We start from the raw sequence: 18,518 nt of genomic DNA, 5'->3' as shown, positions 1-18,518 counted from the left end.
ATTGCAGAACCAATTGCAGAACCAATTGCAGAACCAATTGCAGAACCAATTGCAGAACCAATTGCAGAACCAATTGCAGAACCAATTGCAGAACCCGACCGAAATGATTCTCAATTAACAGCAGTATCTGACGACCCGCGTACCTTATTGCGTTGCTCGCCGCAAAAATTGACGGGTGAGTGGACGCCAGAAAAATGGGATTACTGGCTACAAACAGCGCGTGAAGGAGACCGTCTGGCGGAAGATGAGCGCGCGCTGGCTCGTCAAGGGTTGATGACTGGCACCTGCAATGGGCAAGCTACTTTTATTACGGGCGTTGATAGTAAACATCTGCAAGCAACTTTTCAGCAGCTCGCGGCTAAGTTGCAACAGCAGTTTATGCAGGCAGAGATTGTCTTGCAGGTTGATAGTAGCGTTATGCAAGCCGATGACAAGACGCCCGAACGTCGTCAGAAGCAGCGACTAGTAAAAGCAACAGCGGTAGCAGAATCAAGATTAACGAATTCGCCAGTAATGCAATATCTGCTTGATCGTGGCGAAGGAAAAATGGGCAAAGTTCAGTTGTATTAAACAGTCAAAAAAAATTATTATCACAATATTATTAGAAATCAATTGTGAATAAACGTAAAGACTTATCATTACAACAGGCCTATATTATTCTATATCCTTGATATTGCTGACTTTATTAACTATGAATTCAAATACATCTGATAGAAAAGACGTGTTTTAAAACTTTAAAATTAATAAAAATCAGCTATAATGGTTAAGTTATATTAAAAACTGTAGGATAGCTTAGGTGAGAGTATGATAGATAATTTACGCGGTATGGCGGTGTTCGCCAGTGTGGTCGGACACGGTTCTTTTAGTGGCTCAGCGCGCGAGCTTGGCATCACAACCAGTGCCGTTAGTCAACAAATTCGAGCATTAGAAAATGAGCTAGGGGTGGTGTTGTTACATCGTTCAACTCGTAAGTTGAGCTTAACAGAAGCTGGTGCTAGCTTTTATGAAGCAGCAAAAGACGTTGTGAGTGCGGCTGAGCAAGGCAGAATTAAAGTTAACCAGCTGCGTGACGAGCTAGCTGGTAGCTTGCGTATTGCTACTACGCCTGAGCTAGGAGTTAACCATATTCTACCCGCCTTATCTACTTGGATGGCGGCTCATGATGACTTGAGTATTAATTATTTGGCAGACAATCATTATATTGATATGATTGATGAACGCATCGATATTGCGATTCGTATGAGCCCAAACATCAATGATTCGTCGTTAAGCAGTCATCCGCTGACCGATGTACGTCAAGTGCTCGTTGCCTCACCGCAATATTTACGTCACAGCGAAAAAATAGAAAGCCCGAAAGATTTAGTTGACCATCACCTGATTTGTATTGATATCATGAAAGATGCCAATCAGGTGGACATGACCCAGACAGAAACAGGCAAAAAAACACGGACAAAAATGACCTCACGTATTCATACCAATAATGTCTTTATGGCAACCACCCTGGCTAAAGAAGGTCATGGTTTGGTTAGAATGATGGAAATGGATGTCAAAAAAGAATTAGAAAGTGGTGAACTAGTTGAAGTGTTGACTGGCTTTCAGCTGCCTAGCTTTGTGTTATACGCGGTCACTTTGAACCGTGAGCAACAGCCAGCAAAAATTACTCGCTGCTTAGAAGTATTGAAAAAATATTTTCATGCTAGCTAATAATAGATACCGCTTAATTCAAGAGTTATATTAATAATTAAGAGTAAAAAAGACAGCTAAAAAAAGCCCCTAGATAACTTTTATTTAGGGGCTTTTTTTGGACTAACTTTTAGTGACCACTAGCTTTAATGATTGCTGTATAGTCAATGAAAAGTAATATCGATACATAATGTACTGCTGGCATACGTTTTTCTTGCTTACTGTGTCTGCGCAGACAGAGGCCGCAAAAAGCGTATACCAGCAGTACCGTCGCGTTTTTAAGGTATTTCAACCATAGCACTCATTACTTTAAAAAATATATTTAAACAAAAGTTCCACAGAAATCCCCTACTTCTAAAGTAGCGGGATGAACGCGTTATTGACTATGACGATATAAATCACTATGGTAATATCAACTCAGTCTAAAAAGACAAAGGGATTGCAATAAGATGGTCTTAGACACAAATTCTCATTCAGTCTTTTTGCTCAGCTACCACTTAATACTGGTTACTAAGTATCGAAGAGAGGTGTTTGATGACGAGGTGTCAAATAGAGCCAACGCTATTTTTGATGCTATTTCCCCTAATTATAAGATTGAGTGTATTGAATGGAATCACGATAAAGACCATGTGCATATTTTATTCAAAGCGCACCCAAAAACCGAGATAAGCAAGTTTATTAACAGCTATAAATCAGCAAGCAGCCGACTACTTAAAAAAGAATTTCCTCAGATCAGACAAAAACTCTGGAAAGATAAGTTTTGGGCGCAGTCTTTTTGTTTGATTACGACAGGCGGTGCACCACTAGAGGTTATTAAAAAATATATTACTGAGCAGGGTTCAAAATGAGCAAACCCATTCTTAAAGCCTACAAATTCAGGCTGTACCCGACTGATGACCAGCAAGTGTACTTTGCTAAGTCATTCGGCTGCGCTCGTTTTATATGGAATAGAATGCTTGCTGATAAAATAAAACATTATGACTGTCATAAAGAAAGCTTAACAAACACACCCGCTCAGTATAAAAAAGAGTTTGAATGGTTGAAAGAAGTGGATAGCTTGGCATTGGCCAATGTGCAAATTAACCTGCAAAGAGCCTTCCAGAGCTTCTTCAAATCACCTACTTTTGGCTTCCCAAACTTCAAACACAAAGGTAAAAAAGACAGTTATACCACCAACAATCAAAAAGGCACGATTGCGGTTGGCTTGAACCGCATTAAGTTGCCAAAAATCGGTCATATCAAAGCGACCATTGAGAGAAAAATTACAGGGCTGGTTAAAAGCGCCACCATTACCAAGACCGCGACTGGTAAATACTTTGTCAGTATTTTGGTTGAAACGGTAGCCGTCGATCTACCTAAGACCCAATCAAATATCGGTATTGATTTAGGATTAACAGACTTTATCGTCTTATCGGACGGCACAAAAGTTGCTAATCTTAAGTTTCTAGCGAGACTTCAAGGCAAGCTTGCCAAGGCGCAACGTATTTTATCCAAGCGGGCGCGGGTGGCAAAGGCGGCCAATCGTAAATTATCCGAAAGTTGCAATTACCAAAAGCAGAATACCAACGTCGCTAAAATTCATGAGCGGATCAGAAACACCCGCACTGACTTCTTACATAAAACCTCATTCAATATCGTCAAAAACCACGACATTATTGCGATTGAGGATTTGAACGTCAAAGGGTTGCTCAAAAACCATAAGCTTGCTAAAGCAATCGCTGACAGCTCATGGTCAACCTTTACTAATATGCTGACCTATAAAGCGGACTGGTACGGCAAGACAGTTATCAAGGTTGATAGATGGTATCCCTCGTCTAAAACCTGCTCTTGCTGTGGTCATATCCTTGGCAAAGGTGAGCTTAAGCTAAGTGATAGAGCGTGGTGTTGTCCAAGCTGTAAAATCAAAAATGATCGCGACATTAACGCCAGCATCAATATCCTAAATGAAGGGTTGCGATGCTTGCAAACGCTCAAAAAACCCTTGGTTCAAGGGTGTTAGCTTGGTAAATTTACTTAACCGCTGGTGCTGAACATCGTACTAAGTATGGGTATTACCCAAGAAACCCCTACCTCTTAGGTAGTGGGTAGTTCATAAGAGTGGCTTTAACAAATTTAGTAAACGCTCGACTACTTGCTCACTTTCATCACGATTCATGTTTAGTGGTGGTAGCAGACGAATGACATGACCACCAGTGATATTGATAATCAGCTTTTGCTCATCACGGGCATGATCAACCAGCTTGCTGCAGTCCATGGTTTCAGGTAGCACAATACCAATCATCATCCCAGCGCCGCGAGTGCTAACACCATGTTGCTCTAGCACATCGGTTATACTGCTACGGATAAACTGTCCTTCAGACACCGCATTATCCATAATAGTACTGTTTGTTAATACGTCATAGACACTATGAATCACACGGCTTGCTAGCGGTGTACCACCATAGGTAGAACCATGGCTACCGGCACCAAACAAGCCATTAGCGCGTCCTCGCACCATGCAGGCACCGACTGGGAAACCATTGCCAAGACCTTTTGCTGTGGTTAGTACATCAGGCCGAGCATTGCTATGTTGATAAGCAAAATATTTACCTGTCCGTCCATTACCGGTCTGCACTTCATCAAGCACAAACAACCAATTATGAGCATCACATTCAGCTTGTAACTGTTCGAGATAGGCAAAACCATTGGCAGCGGTATTGAGACCCCCTTCACCTTGAATGGGCTCTACAAATAATGCACAGATATCACTGTGGTCTTTAGCAGCTTGTCTGACCGCTTCGATATCACCAAAAGGTACACGAATAAAATCATCGTCTAAAGTAAAAAAGCCTTCACGCGCTTTGGGGTTGGCGGTCGCTGATAATGATAATAGGGTACGACCATGGAAAGACTGCTCCATCACAAGTACTTTGGGACGCTTAAAACCTTGCTGATAGGCATATAAGCGTGCCATTTTCAAAGCCGCTTCATTGGCTTCAGCACCACTATTGGCGAAGAACACACTGTCCATTTGCGCCGCGCTACACAAGGCTTTACCAGCGCGCTCTTGCCAGTCGATACCGAATAAATTACTGGTATGCACCAGAGTGGCCGCCTGTTGCTGAATAGCATCCGTAACGTCAGGATGGCAATGTCCCAACCCGCATACTGCAATACCCGTGAGTGCATCTAAATAGGGTGTTCCGTTCTGAGTATAAAGCCAACTGCCCGCACCACGGGTAAAGCCAATTGGCTGACGATTATAGGTAGGCATCAGATAGGTAGCTGACATAGTGACATCCTTTAAATAGTAAAATGAAGTAAGTCATACAATAATAATAATAGCAAACAGGGCTAAGCGCGCGGCTTTCGATGATGCTGTTTTAATAACCGTTATAGCTCGTCGGAAAAGGGGGTGGTATCAGCAGGTAGGGTATAATCTTCGTTTGCCCAGGCGCCTAAGTCAATAAGCTTACAGCGTTCAGTACAAAAAGGCTTAGATTTATTGTTTTGCCAGGCTGTTTTTGTACCGCAGCGTGGGCAAGGATAGGTTTTGGGTAGGGGATTGGGGGCTGGTTGCGTCATAATAGAAGGGAGAATATCCTCATAGTTCTTAAAAAAAGGGTTATTAGAGAAAGCGTTATCAGCGAATAAGAGCTTTTATAATAGCACGCAGTTATTAAAAGACAAATATGAGTAGAATATAAATATATGCCTGGGTGGCCACTTTAGAACGCTCATTTTCATCTTATGGCTGAGGCCATAACTGGCTAGCAACATCGAAATATGCCACGCCATAATTATCTACGCAGGATCACCCCAGTGGCCAACATTAGAATCTATGAATAGCCTAGGCAAAAATAAATGCGGAAGACATTAGCAGGTAGAGGGATGAGAATAATAGCATAAAATAGCCTAAGCAAGTAAAAATTGTTAATTAAAAAACCGCCTCAAAGAGAGACGGTTCCGAGAGTCGGGATATCTTTAATACTATAAAAAAGGTTTTACTAGAGTATTAGAGTCGGTGTGAGCGTCAATTACTGTTAAGAAGGTGTAGGCGCCAATGAATTTGCGACTTATGAACATGAACTCTTTGGGAGGCAGGTTGAATTCAAACGATTGCATAGCGCGGGACGCAGTCGCTGAGAGCCGTGAATGTAGCTTGCTACCTGCCCAAATATAACGTTGTTGATCGTCTAGACAATTAATAGGAATAGCAGGGTTGGTCTCAGGGTTGCTAAAAGGTTCAGTGGCAAGTAGAAATAACGACGCCACATCATTACAGACCTTATCATTCATACTATCAAAGAAGTCATAACCGGTCATCGCTATCGTCATCGCTTTACGATCATGATAGTAGCCTGCTCGTAATAGACCATGCGCGATAGTCAGTAGGGTATTATCAAACTGACGAATAGCACCGAAATCTAATAATATCAACTTATCTATTTCGCCATTACTATAGTCATCGTCATCACTAATGCGCACCAGATAATTACCGAAGTTTGGATCGGTTTGCATCTCGCCCCATACAAAAATTTCTTGCATCATAATTTCGATGGCAGCTTGACCAATAGCGTTACGGCGCTCATGAGGTAACGAACTTAGCGCTTCGGAAACCACGGAAACGCCTGGCTCATAAGACATACACAGCAGACGCTTACTCGAATAGGTACGATTGATTTTTGGTACAATATAGCGTGGGTCATCAAGTAGACGATCATAGAAGCGTTCTGTGGTCGCAGCTTCTACCTTATAATCGACCTCGTTATGGAGTAGGTCGCGTATTTCCTCAAACCAGGTATCAAGTGAACGAGTCTGCGGAACGATGTTACTTACTTTTAGTAAACGTTTAAACAATGCCAGATCTGAATCAATAGCATCTGCCACCCCTGGATACTGGACTTTCAAGACCACTTGCTCACCAGTTGCAATCACCGTTGCACGATGAACTTGTGCAAGGGAGGCGGTACCAATGGGAACAGGATCAATCTCTAGCTCATTTAGCTTATCACCTAAAATACGCTGTAAAGTCTGTTCTATCCTTGGCCATGTCAAAGTCGCAGTATCATTATTAAGGGTTTGCAACGCGCGAGTGATTTCGGGCGGCAATACGTGCTCGCCATATAGAGACAACATCTGGCCGATCTTGACTACTGAACCCTTGAGCTTACCAAGCTCTTCTGCTACATAATTTGCCTGCGCTTCCATAAACACTTGATTGCGCGCGGTGCGGGTTTTTTTGTCCAAAAACATGCCAGACACACTATTACCTGCCCAGCGACGTCCGATATTTAACGAAGTTTTGGCAATCGACAACCGACGTTCAAACCCTGATGTTTTTAGGTTGTCAATTGACTGTTTATTATTAGAAGGTTTAGACGATTCATTTGCCATAAATATAATCATTCATTGAGTTGTTATTGATTTGCGGGTTGCAGACCAGCAATACAAGCCAGCAATACAAAGAAGATGTGATGTTCGTGTAGGAAATTGTATCATACACAGTGATATTAATTGATTGGCCTTAGGCGGCTTATAATAGCTGCTTTGTAAGCTTAAATTTTACCATTCAGATTAGAGTAAATCATAACACAATTGATGAGATAGCAAAAAACTCGACTTAGTATAACACTAGGTCGAGTTCTACAATGTATAGTAATCTCACAATAAAGTAGCTACGGCGTCAATCATACCAATAGTATTTTAGCCGTGAACTCGGGACTAATTTTATAAATATTATTGTAGATGAACGGTTAATAATCAAAAACAGCTTAATGATTAAATACTCTCGCGGGTAATAGCATGATGACCAATGTCGCGACGATACTGTGCACCGTCAAAACTAATTGCTCCAGTTACGACTAATGCGGTTTGTAGCGCCTCTGATATGCTATCTGCCATCGCAGTGACACACAATACGCGGCCACCATCAGTAACGATTTCTTTGTCATTACCTACCACCACATCGGCATCGACATTGTCTGACTGTTTGCCATGGGCAAAAGTAGTTCCTGCATGAAAAACCTTTACGGCTGCTAGGCTGTTATCGTCAGTGTCAGTGATATTGCTAGAACGACCATGATTGCTGTCTTTCGCATGAATTTCTGGTAATCCAGCAATAACGTCACCTTTAGAAGATGTTTCAGGATAGCCCTTCGATGCTATTACAATACCCAATGCAGGACGCGAGTCCCAATTGGCTTCACTAGGTAATTTGCCCGCTAATCCTTGAACAACCAAATCCACCATGGAAGATTGCAAACGCATTAGAATCGGCTGGGTTTCAGGGTCTCCAAAACGACAATTAAATTCAATTACCGATGGATTACCATTGTTATCAATCATCAATCCAGCATATAAAAATCCAGTATAGGGGTGACCTGCTGCTTTCATAGCATCGACGACCGGCTGAATGACTTGTGCCATCACCTTATCATGAACCGCTGTGGTAACCACTGGAGCAGGGGAGTATGCGCCCATGCCACCCGTATTTGGGCCAGTATCACCCTCAAAAGCCCGCTTATGATCTTGGCTGGTGGCCATTGGTAGTATATTCTCACCATCAACCATACAAATAAAGCTGGCTTCCTCACCACGCAAAAATTGCTCGATGACCACACGGCTACCGGCATCGCCAAATTTATTGTCAGCCAACATGTCATCAATGGCAGCATGTGCTTGTTCAATAGTTTCGGCAACGATAACGCCTTTACCAGCTGCAAGTCCGTCGGCTTTAATAACGATTGGTGCCCCTTGCTTATCAACATAAGCTTTGGCATTACTGACTTCAGTAAAACCCTGATAAGCAGCAGTAGGAATTTTATTTTGCGCCATAAATTCTTTGGCAAACGTTTTTGAACCTTCTAACTGCGCGCAATATGCCGTTGGTCCCCAAGCTTGAATACTAGCTTCGCGGCAAGCATCAATGATACCCGTAACCAGTGGCGCTTCAGGGCCAACAATGACTATATCGATAGCATTACTTTGGCAAAATTCTATGACTGCACTATGTTCGCTAGCACCAGATACATTGTCTAAAATGACGTTTTGGCACTTAGGCTCAAGGGCAGTGCCTGCATTGCCTGGGGCGACATAGATGTGTTGTACCTTGTCATCTTTTGCACATTGCCACGCTAATGCGTGTTCGCGACCACCTGAACCAATCACCAAAATATTCATCATACATCTTGCCCTTAGCATTAATCATTAATAGCGAGTCAATAAAGTACTGTTACACATAATGCCGTATTCTAGCAAAAAAGTTGCACCGATTGCCATGAGTATCCACCTGCCAGCAATCAAAAGGCAACCATAACCATAACTCGAGAGGTTCAGTATCAAGTTAAACTACTTATTGTAGACAAGCTAAATAGCTAGTTGGTACCTAATCGATGGTAATTAGTTAGCTGTTAATGAAAATAGCTGTTCCATTAGTAAAGGTTATCGCTCTAATATTAATTCATAAAATGATTATGCTGTTGCTGGGCGAGCAGGTGCGTTACACTTTAGCAGACGAGAAGTATAACGACAGTCAATCGCTTGTCAGCACAAAACAGATAAAACACAGAAGAATCCGTTATTAGGTTTATACAAACTCATTACTAATTAAAGTTAGTGATGAGTTTGTATCTATATGACTACTAATATAAAAATGACTGCTAATACAAAAAATGATAAATAACCGTAACTCTTAAACATATTCATAAGAATTAAACTTATAAAAAAGGACCACAAACGCTATGTCACACTCCCTAAGTATCACAGAAGAGCGCATTAGCCAAATCAGCGATATTGCCACCAGCTATGTACAAAAGGATAAATCGCTGCTTGATCATTTTATTCATAGCTACTATCAGCCTCTGCACCAAGGGACGGCAGATGCAGTTAGTGACGCGGATTTAGCAGGGATGGCGCTACATCACTTTACGCTACTAAGATCTTATGACGGTAGCAAACCGCAGGTGGCTATTCTAAATCCAGTCGCCGAGGAGCAGCATTTTCATAGCTCACATACGGTCATTCAAATGGTGGCGTATGATCGTCCTTTTCTAGTAGACACACTATTAATGACCCTTGAAACACAAGGTATTGATGTACATCGTACTTATAACATCATCGTCAGCGTTCAGCGCGATGATGAAGATAACATCACTACTATCGAAAGCGCGCACGAGAGTGCCACCTCGCACTTGTCCTTGATTCAATGCGAAATCGCTTACCAAGATAATGATCAGTTGGCGGTACTACAGCAGTTGCTATTAGACAAGGTTGATACACTTGATACAGTGGTCGGTGATTGGGAACAGATGCAAGTACGCCTCACTGAAATAAAAGCTGAATTATTAGAAAAGCCACTACCCGAAGTTTTCTATTCACGGCAAGAGATTCAAGACTTTTTGGACTGGGTAACCGATGAAAACTTTATCTTTTTAGGGTATCGAGAATACCGTCTAGAGGATAATGGTATCGACAACGATGCAAATAAAAACACTGATTTAGACTTGTTTTCAATTGGTAATAGTGGGCTTGGCTTACTGCGAGGCGTTAACGAAGATACACTTTCGAAGAGTTTTAACGAGTTACCTGGTAACCTTAAAAAGCTATTAACCGAACCACGCGTATTAATGCTGTCTAAATCAAGCCGGGTATCACCGGTTCATCGTCCGGTATATATGGATTTTTTGGGCATTCACAAATTTGATGATAATGGTAAGCTGGTCGGTGAATATCGTTTTATTGGATTATTCACGTCACAAGCTTATCAACTTAGCGTGCAACAAATCCCGCTATTGCGTGAAAAAGCCAATAAGATAATGATGATGGCAGATCTACCGCGCGATGGTTATGCCCACCATAAAATGATGCATGTGATTAATACTTTGCCGCGTGACGACTTATTTCAGGCCAGCGTCGAAGAGCTATATCCTATCGTCTCTGGTATTACTCAGTTACAAGACAAGAAGAGCTTGCGCCTATTTAGCCGCATTGATCACTATCATCGCTTTGTCTCCTGCTTGGTTTATATTCCGCGCGATAAGTTCAATACCGAGCTGCGCATTAAAGTACAAAACGTGCTAAAAGAGGCTTATGGCGGCATGTCATCTGGCTTTACTACCGAGTTCAATGAGTCCGATCACGCCCGCGTCCATGTGCACGTGCGGACAGAACCCGGTCATGTCAATGATGTCGATAACAATACTCTTGAGTCTGAGCTGTCAGCATTGATGCAGTCATGGGGGGACAACTATCAAAAAATGCTGTTGGACGATGTTGGCGAGCAGCAAGCCAATGCTCTAACGCGCAGATTCCTAAGTTATATTCCCGCCGCTTATCAAGAACGTTTTGATGCGCGAACAGCCGTTGAAGACACCAAGCGATTGGCGAATTTGACCGACGAGCAACCTATATTTTGGCACTTGTATCAATCTACAGGTGATGTCAGTAACCAGTTGCACCTCAAACTATACGGTCGCCAGCAGCCCGTTATATTATCTAAGGTGTTGCCAGTATTAGAAAACTTTGGCGTTTCAGTGGTTTCAGCGCAAACTTATGAGTTTGATTTGCCTGAACAGGCTATCTGGATGCAAGAATATGAGCTGACGTTAGAGCACGTAGATACGATCAACATGCAAGTGGTGCGCGGTCAATTTGAAGACAGTCTCAAGCAAATATGGGCAGGTAATATTGAAAGCGATACCTTTAACGAGCTGATATTAACCACCAAGCTTGATACTTATGAAGTGGTGGTACTACGTGCACTGTCACGCTATATGGGCCAAGCTCGTGCGCCATTCTCTAGTGTATATATTCAACAAACAGTGGTCAAAAATAGCGCCATCAGTATGCTACTAGCCGATTTATTCGATGCGCGTATGAATCCTAAACATAGCGCCCCTGATAGCCAGGAACGTTTAGAGAAAACGAATCAAGTTAGAGAACAAATTGCCAGCGCACTGGCAGGTGTCGATAGTTTGGATGAAGACCGTATCTTGCGTTGGTACCTGGACTTAATTAATGCGATGGTACGAACAAACTTTTATCAAACAGATAACAATGGTCAACGTAAAGATCGACTGTCATTTAAGTTTTTAGCCGAAGATATTCCTAATTTGCCAAAACCAAAGTTAATGTTTGAAATATTTGTTTATTCACCACGAGTTGAAGCTGTGCACATGCGCGGCGGTAAAGCAGCTCGTGGTGGCCTGCGCTGGTCAGACCGCATGGAAGATTTTCGTACTGAAGTACTCGGATTGGTCAAAGCACAGATGGTCAAAAACGCAGTGATCGTGCCCGTTGGTTCAAAAGGTGGTTTTATTGTTAAAACCAAGACCATGGCAGATGGCCGTGACGCCTTCCAAGCTGAAGGTATCGCTTGTTATCAAGCCTTCCTGCGCGGCATGCTCGACATCACTGACAATATCGTCGATGGTAATATTGTCCCGCCAGCCAATACCGTACGCCATGATGAAGACGACCCTTATTTAGTGGTTGCTGCAGATAAGGGCACAGCAAGCTTTTCTGATATTGCCAACGCCTTATCTGCTGAATATAATTTCTGGCTTGATGACGCCTTTGCCTCAGGGGGTTCAGTCGGTTATGACCATAAAGCTATGGGCATTACCGCGCGTGGTGGCTGGGAGTCGGTAAAACGCCACTTCCGCATGCGCGGCATGGACATCCAAGCACGTGATGATTTCACCGTCATTGGTATTGGTGATATGAGCGGTGACGTCTTCGGTAACGGTATGCTGCGCTCAACCCATACTAAACTGGTCGCGGCCTTTAACCACTTACATATATTTATCGACCCTAATCCTGACACTGCGGATTCTTATGCCGAGCGCGAGCGTTTATTTAATTTACCACGCTCAACGTGGGACGATTACGAAAAATCGCTTATTAGCCAAGGTGGCGGGGTATTTTCGCGGCAAGATAAAGCCATTGCTATCAGCCCTGAGATGAAAGAGATTTTTGCTATCAGCGAAGACAGCTTAGCGCCTAATGCCTTTATTAGCGCCTTGCTACGTGCACCTGTTGATCTACTCTGGAATGGTGGTATCGGTACTTATGTAAAAAGTGCTAACGAGACTCATGCTGATGTTGGTGATCGTGCCAACGATGCCGTGCGCGTTGATGGTAGTGAGTTACGTACGGCAGTAGTCGGTGAAGGCGGTAACTTAGGCCTTACCCAACAAGGGCGCATTGAATATGCACAAACGGGCGGGCGCATCTATACTGATGCTATCGATAACTCGGGCGGCGTCAACTGCTCAGATCATGAGGTCAATATCAAAATCTTACTTGGCAAAGTAGTTGAGCAGGGTGATATGACTTTAAAGCAGCGTAATGAGCTGTTAGAAAGTATGACTGACACCGTCGCTGAGCTGGTGTTGCGCCAAAACTATCTGCAACCACAAGCCATTGAACTCAGTCATATTCGTGCTGCAGCAAACTTAAGTGATCATCAGCGCTTTATTCAAATGTTAGAGTCTGAGCAGCGCCTTGATCGCGCCATTGAGTATTTGCCATCAGATGAAGAGATTGCCAAACGTCAAAAAGCAGGAACTGGCTTGACCAATCCTGAGCTAGCAGTGGTCATGGCCTATGGCAAAATGTGGGTTTATGACAACCTGTTGTTATCTGACTTACCGGATGCCCCGTACTTTATCAACGAGCTGCGTAAATATTTCCCCAATGAGTTGGTTGAGCGTTTCTTTGATGAAATGACTGAGCATCGTTTGCACCGCGAAATCATCAGTACCTATCTAACCAATAGTGTGGTTAACCGCTTAGGTATCGAGGCACTGTTCCGTCTCTATGAAGAAACGGGTCAGACGCTAGCTATCATCATTCGTGCTTATGCCATTACCCGTGAGGTGTTTGAAGTCTCAGCGGTGTGGGAGTTGCTTGAGTCTCTTGATAACAAGGTCGATGCCACGCGCTTACTAGAGCTTGAAATACGCTTGCGGGATGCGCTTGAGCGTGGTGTGGTCTGGTTCATCAATGCCTTTGGTCAAGACTTACAAGTGAAAGATTTAATTGGTCGCTTTACAGACAGTGTTGAGCAGTTGACTAAAAATGGCGGATTTATTGAGCAGCAATTCGCACAATACCTACAAGATGATACCGCCAGCTTAATTCAAGACGGTTTATCAGAGAGCGAAGCCATATTGTTTGCCATGCTCCCTTATCATGTCGATGCGCTAGATGCAGCGCGACTTGCTGAGCAGTATGAGCGTCCTGTTGATGCCATTGCCGAATTATACTTTGAAGCCTATCAAATCTTGCAACTCGATTGGATGGTGGACAACATCGCCAACTTACCGCAGCAAGACTACTGGGATCGCCGCGCCCGCCATGCGCTGTTCAATGAGGTATCGCGTAGCTTGCGCTTATTGATGGATGGGGTACTATCACAAGAAAATACTAAGCAAGCATTTACTGAGTGGAAGTCGCGTCACAACAGTCAGATTGAGTCCGTCACTGCTGAAATGCAAAAGCTCGACAACAATGACGACAGCGTTATCAGCCTATCAACGTTGTCAGTACTGATGAGCGAGTTAAGTGGCTTAGTGACTAAATAATAGTCAGATAGACCGGTAACTTTCTATAAATAAAAACCACTCTTAAATCATTAAGAGTGGTTTTTTATGGCCTACTAAATTGTCTGCTAAATCGCAATAACTAGCAAACTGTGGCTTTAATACTATCGTACCTTGACCATTAATAAAGCCGAACTTGCCAGCCTGCTGGTAGGCATAAGAATGATGATATAGCAGCTTTACAATAGGCGCCGTAGACAAGCGCAGTTTGCCAGTAGTATCAATAATTTGGGCATTAATAATTTGGGCATTAACAATGTCGTCTTTGATATCCTCAGTCATACCAGTCGCAGTAATAGTTAACTTGTAATTTTATAGCAGCCTTGACCAGTGATTTCACTAAAACCACCAGATATTTTTGTCACCTGAATTTGGGTCATGATGCGCTCTTTTAGCGCTTGTACGTGAGAGATGATACCAATCAGCTTGCCTTCTTGTTGTAAGCTGGTGAGGGTATCGAGGGCAATGTCCAGTGACTCTTCATCTAAAGTACCAAAACCTTCATCCAAAAATAGCGAATCGACACGAATGTTTTGACTGGCCATTTGCGATAGCCCAAGTGCTAATGCAAGACTAATAATGAAACCTTCGCCACCGGAGAGGTTCTTGGTACTACGAACATCGCCACCTTGATAGTTGTCGATAACATTAAGCTCCAGCGGATTGTTGTCATCATGAATCAGTAAGTAGCGGTCGCTCATCTTTTGTAATTGGGTATTGGCATGACTGATCATGACTTGAAAAGTTAGGCCTTGTGCAAAAGTTCGATACTTTTTGCCGTCCGCAGAACCAATCAAATCGTATAGCTGTTGCCAAACTTGCATGTTTTCTTTTTGGGCATTGATAGCGATATGCTGCGATGCTTGCGCCCCTTTTTGCTGCTCATTGGCTCTTAGCTGTTGCTCAATAGCACCGGTCTCACCAAGGCGCGTCTCTATATCGGTTTGTAATTGCAGATGTTTGCTGGCAAGCGTTTCTCTCTGCTCGCTGGTTAGTGGATTGGCAAGCTGCTCGTTTAATGAGTGTTGAACACTGTTTAGCTGAGTTTTAGCTTGATTAAGTGCATAGTCAATGGCAGTTTGGCGTTGTTTTAATTCATCGCGCGACTCTTTTGGTAGACGGGCGCTTTCAAAATCAGCTTCAGTGGTGAACTGTGATTGTGCCAATAAAGTTACAAAAGTATCTTCCTGCGCCTTAAGCGTATCGCTAGTAGCATCAAGCTGATTGGCTAACTGTTGCACACGGTCTTGTCGTTGCTCAAGTGCTTGCTTGGCATTATCTTGCTGTCTTTGCATGGTTGCTCGTACAGTTTTTGCCTTATCAAGTAGCGCACGCAATCGGTTTTCTTCGTCATCTGAGTTTTTGTCAGCAAACTGTGCGATTCTGGTTTGCCGCAGTTGCTCAACCGCAGCCTTTTTATCTGTAACAACAGTAACGAGGTGTTGAAAATCAACTGCTATACCGTCTAACTGCGCTTGTTTGGTAGTAATTTGGGCACTTAAGCCGTTGAGGGTGGTTTGCAACGTTTGTTGATTGTCTTTTTGGGCAATAAAATTCTGCTTCAATTGCAGTAAGGCGCTACGCTGTTGCCGGAGTCCGTCTATATGATTATTACAATCGATTTCATTAAGCACAGCTTGATCATCGATGCTATGTACTAATAATTCCAACGACTGCTTGGTCGTACTGTCGGTGTGCGCAGTGTTTGAATCATCCTCATATTTACTGATTGGATATTTATGTACTACAGAGACCACTGCGGCGATCACTTCTGCTAGTTCAGAGAAATTAGCAGCCAACGTACTCTCTGTGCCTTCTACCTTTTGAGTATTCAGCTTTATATCAGTCGACAAGTTACTGATTTCGTCAGAAAGTGTCTGTTGCTGACGCTCATTAGCTTCAAGTGCTTTGTTTATCTCAGTAATAGTCTGATTAAACGTGTCGTATTGAGTCAGCTTAACTTTACGAGTCGCTTTTTCTTGAGTGAGATTTTGCTTGCCAGCACTTATTAAAGACAGAGCATTAGTAATGATTTCGATGTTTATAGTACCTTCGTTCAAATTAATCTGCTGATCGAGGGTGTCTATAAAGGTATTTATATCAGCACTGATTTGTTTAAAGGGCTTGATAATAGTACTGATTGAAGCGCAATAAGAATTATTCGAATCCAATACTGTCTTCATGTGGGTTTGAATATCATGGCAAAGCGCTTTAGCTTGATTGGTCAAAGATGTGAGTTGCTGTTGCTCACGCTCAAGGTTATTTTGTTTGGTTGCCTGCTCAATACGATGTTGCGCTAGCGTTTTCTCCAATCCATCAATAAGTTCGTCCAGCTCAATAAGCTGTTGTTGAGTTTGCTGAGTGATAGAGTGCTCATTTTGAGCATCGCTATCCAATAATGGATGGTTACGAGCATAAGGGTGCTCTGTTGCACCGCACAATGGACAAGGTTTATCGTCTTCTAACGCGGCAATATAGTCTTCAAGCTTAGCGACTTTTTGTAGTAGATTGAGGTGCGCCTGTTTTTCTTCACGCTTGAGCTTTATGTCTTTAATTCTACCCTCATCATCACGAATGAAACCTTTGAGGCTAATCAGTGCTTGCTTGATAGTAGGCAGCGCTGAATTTATGTTTTTAATTTGAGTCGCAAGCTCATTTAACGATTGCAGCTTAAAACTGACCGAATCCAACTGGCTAGCAACCGTATCTATTTGCTCTTGCTGGTCGCGCATCTCATTCAGCGAGTTATCTTGTAGTAAATCTGCTTGTTGCTGTTGCAAACCACTAAGTTGCTCACGCTTCTCTGTGGTATGTGATTTGTCCTTCGCTTGCTTATTATATAATTGTGTCAGTTCATCTTTTAGCTGGCGGGCAGTATTTTGGTCGATCAGCTTATCATTGCTTAGTTTGGTGTTGTTTTGCAGCAAGGTTTTTAATCGACTACAGCTACTATTAAAAGTGGCAATATCAGTATCAAGGTCAGTAAGCTCATGATGCGTACTGAGATATTTTGCTATTGTCGTTAGTTGGCTTTTGGCTTGTCTTTCGTTTTCTTGGTGACCGCTTATCTCTTGTTTTAATTGCTGGATGTTGGTCGATAATGACGTTTTACGCCGATCATCATCCGCTAAAGCATGCGCTTGCTGTTTTATATCTGCATCTAATTCACGTACCTTGGCAATAATAGGTAAAGAATCGTGTAGCTCATCTGCCGCTTGGGCCTCATACTTAATCGCAGCGTGTAGGTCTATTGTGGATTTATCAAGCGCTGCCTGCTGGGCAGGAATGTTATCTAGCAAGTCTTGATGTTCGCCATTCAAGCGCTTTGCTGTATTACGGCTGTAGACTAGCTGGCTAAATGGACTGTCAATCTCCAATGCCTTATTGGCTGCCTCCAAACGTGCTAACTCTGGGATAAATGATTGTGCATCTTGCGCCGCATTCGTCACCGTCGTTTGATAGTGCGCTGACTGTCGTTTTAAGTCTGCAACTTTATCCAACCATTGCAGTTGTTCGGTTACGGTCTTAAAATCCAACCGCTGTGCCAACTGCGTCTCTTGATGTGCACTTAAATCTACTAGCAGCTGCGCCTCATCTTGGCTACTTAATAGCGGTAAACTGTCAACGCCAGCTTGAAGTTTAGCCAGTTCACCTTCCTCAAAACGTTTTTTCTCAAAGACATTTTTAGATATTTCAGCATAGATGGCTGTGCCAGTGATTTTCTCTAAAATAGCCGCTCTGTCACCAGTATCTGACTTTAAAAAAGCAGCAAAACTGCCTTGTGCCAACATAATCGAGCGGGTGAATTGGTTAAAATCCATACCGATTAGTTCTTGGATAAAGGGCGTGGTCTTAGACTTGGCATCCTCTAAAATATCGCCTGTTTTCGCGTCACTAATTTCATGTTTAATACCAGATAGTTTACCTTTAGCTTTTTTATAGGCGCGATGCTGATACCATGAACAGCGATAAATTTTATCGCCAATCTCTATCAAAACTTCCGCCGAGCACTCACCCGTACCTTGGGTCATCATCTCGTTAGAAGAGCCCGTGATCTCTCCCAACCTTGGCGTTTGGCTGTACAGTGCCAAACAAATCGCATCCAATATCGTGGTCTTGCCAGCGCCCGTTTGCCCAGTAATCGCAAAAATGCCTTCATTGACAAAGGCGGGGTCAGTGAAGTCAATATGCCATTCACCTTTGAGAGAGTTTAGATTTTTTAATCGCAGTTCAATCAGTCGCATTATTGGG

10 protein-coding genes and 1 pseudogene are annotated in these 18,518 nt (G+C 43.0%); 5 read left to right on the top strand and 6 right to left on the bottom strand.

Annotated elements, in window-relative coordinates; translation table 11 throughout:
- From RCH20_RS10815 to tnpB, 4 genes and pseudogenes are all read left to right on the top strand, one after another.
- Positions 1-570: pseudogene (locus RCH20_RS10815) on the top strand (DNA polymerase III subunit gamma/tau); the annotation flags it as partial.
- A 234-nt stretch (positions 571-804) separates the two neighbouring features.
- A complete protein-coding gene (locus RCH20_RS10810) occupies positions 805-1,704 on the top strand; it encodes a LysR family transcriptional regulator (protein ID WP_209957324.1) in 900 nt (299 codons plus the stop codon).
- Positions 1,705-2,132: 428 nt separating this feature from the next.
- Positions 2,133-2,531, top strand: a complete 399-nt coding sequence (gene tnpA, locus RCH20_RS10805; RefSeq protein WP_209956698.1) for an IS200/IS605 family transposase — start codon at positions 2,133-2,135, stop codon at positions 2,529-2,531.
- Positions 2,528-3,682: an IS200/IS605 family element RNA-guided endonuclease TnpB gene (gene tnpB / locus RCH20_RS10800; RefSeq protein ID WP_327193583.1), complete on the top strand. Its 1,155-nt coding sequence runs from the start codon at positions 2,528-2,530 to the stop codon at positions 3,680-3,682. Before tnpA ends, tnpB begins: the two co-directional genes overlap by 4 nt.
- 90 nt (positions 3,683-3,772) lie before the next feature.
- On the opposite strand, the gene RCH20_RS10795 is transcribed toward tnpB, so the two are convergent.
- From RCH20_RS10795 to purD, 4 genes are all read right to left on the bottom strand, one after another.
- The gene (locus tag RCH20_RS10795) at positions 3,773-4,954 is read right to left on the bottom strand and encodes an aspartate aminotransferase family protein (RefSeq protein ID WP_327193581.1); all 1,182 of its coding nucleotides are present in this window, start codon (positions 4,952-4,954) and stop codon (positions 3,773-3,775) included.
- Positions 4,955-5,055: 101 nt separating this feature from the next.
- A complete protein-coding gene (locus RCH20_RS10790; RefSeq protein ID WP_209957328.1) occupies positions 5,056-5,247 on the bottom strand; it encodes a DNA gyrase inhibitor YacG in 192 nt (63 codons plus the stop codon).
- Between the two features lie 405 nt (positions 5,248-5,652).
- Positions 5,653-7,059, bottom strand: coding sequence for an ABC1 kinase family protein (locus tag RCH20_RS10785; RefSeq protein ID WP_327193580.1), 1,407 nt, complete (start codon positions 7,057-7,059; stop codon positions 5,653-5,655).
- A 384-nt stretch (positions 7,060-7,443) separates the two neighbouring features.
- Positions 7,444-8,844, bottom strand: a complete 1,401-nt coding sequence (purD, locus tag RCH20_RS10780) for a phosphoribosylamine--glycine ligase (RefSeq protein ID WP_327193584.1) — start codon at positions 8,842-8,844, stop codon at positions 7,444-7,446.
- A gap of 560 nt (positions 8,845-9,404) precedes the next feature.
- On the opposite strand from purD, the gene RCH20_RS10775 reads away from it, so the two are divergent.
- Positions 9,405-14,249 (top strand): NAD-glutamate dehydrogenase, encoded by a 4,845-nt coding sequence (locus tag RCH20_RS10775; protein WP_327193579.1) that lies wholly within the window; start codon positions 9,405-9,407, stop codon positions 14,247-14,249.
- Positions 14,250-14,291: 42 nt separating this feature from the next.
- Here the strand turns inward: RCH20_RS10775 and RCH20_RS10770 are convergent, their stop codons facing one another.
- Both RCH20_RS10770 and RCH20_RS10765 read right to left on the bottom strand, forming a co-directional pair.
- Positions 14,292-14,549, bottom strand: coding sequence for a hypothetical protein (locus RCH20_RS10770; RefSeq protein WP_327193578.1), 258 nt, complete (start codon positions 14,547-14,549; stop codon positions 14,292-14,294).
- Positions 14,550-14,566: 17 nt separating this feature from the next.
- Positions 14,567-18,511: an AAA family ATPase gene (locus tag RCH20_RS10765; protein WP_327193577.1), complete on the bottom strand. Its 3,945-nt coding sequence runs from the start codon at positions 18,509-18,511 to the stop codon at positions 14,567-14,569.
- Positions 18,512-18,518 lie beyond the last annotated feature (7 nt).

The sequence above is a fragment of the Psychrobacter sp. PL15 genome, assembly GCF_035984995.1.
Taxonomy (GTDB): Bacteria; Pseudomonadota; Gammaproteobacteria; order Pseudomonadales; family Moraxellaceae; genus Psychrobacter.
Note: the sequence above shows the minus strand (reverse complement) of the source record. Positions and strands in the feature narration are given on the sequence as shown.

Excerpts from the sequence above, each read along its gene's own strand:
- RCH20_RS10810 (WP_209957324.1), top strand. The coding sequence starts at position 805 with ATGATAGATAATTTACGCGGTATGGCGGTGTTCGCCAGTGTGGTCGGA.
- tnpA (WP_209956698.1), top strand. The coding sequence starts at position 2,133 with ATGGTCTTAGACACAAATTCTCATTCAGTCTTTTTGCTCAGCTACCAC.
- tnpB (WP_327193583.1), top strand. The coding sequence starts at position 2,528 with ATGAGCAAACCCATTCTTAAAGCCTACAAATTCAGGCTGTACCCGACT.
- RCH20_RS10795 (WP_327193581.1), bottom strand. The coding sequence starts at position 4,954 with ATGTCAGCTACCTATCTGATGCCTACCTATAATCGTCAGCCAATTGGC.
- RCH20_RS10790 (WP_209957328.1), bottom strand. The coding sequence starts at position 5,247 with ATGACGCAACCAGCCCCCAATCCCCTACCCAAAACCTATCCTTGCCCA.
- RCH20_RS10785 (WP_327193580.1), bottom strand. The coding sequence starts at position 7,059 with ATGGCAAATGAATCGTCTAAACCTTCTAATAATAAACAGTCAATTGAC.
- purD (WP_327193584.1), bottom strand. The coding sequence starts at position 8,844 with ATGAATATTTTGGTGATTGGTTCAGGTGGTCGCGAACACGCATTAGCG.
- RCH20_RS10775 (WP_327193579.1), top strand. The coding sequence starts at position 9,405 with ATGTCACACTCCCTAAGTATCACAGAAGAGCGCATTAGCCAAATCAGC.
- RCH20_RS10770 (WP_327193578.1), bottom strand. The coding sequence starts at position 14,549 with ATGACTGAGGATATCAAAGACGACATTGTTAATGCCCAAATTATTAAT.
- RCH20_RS10765 (WP_327193577.1), bottom strand. The coding sequence starts at position 18,511 with ATGCGACTGATTGAACTGCGATTAAAAAATCTAAACTCTCTCAAAGGT.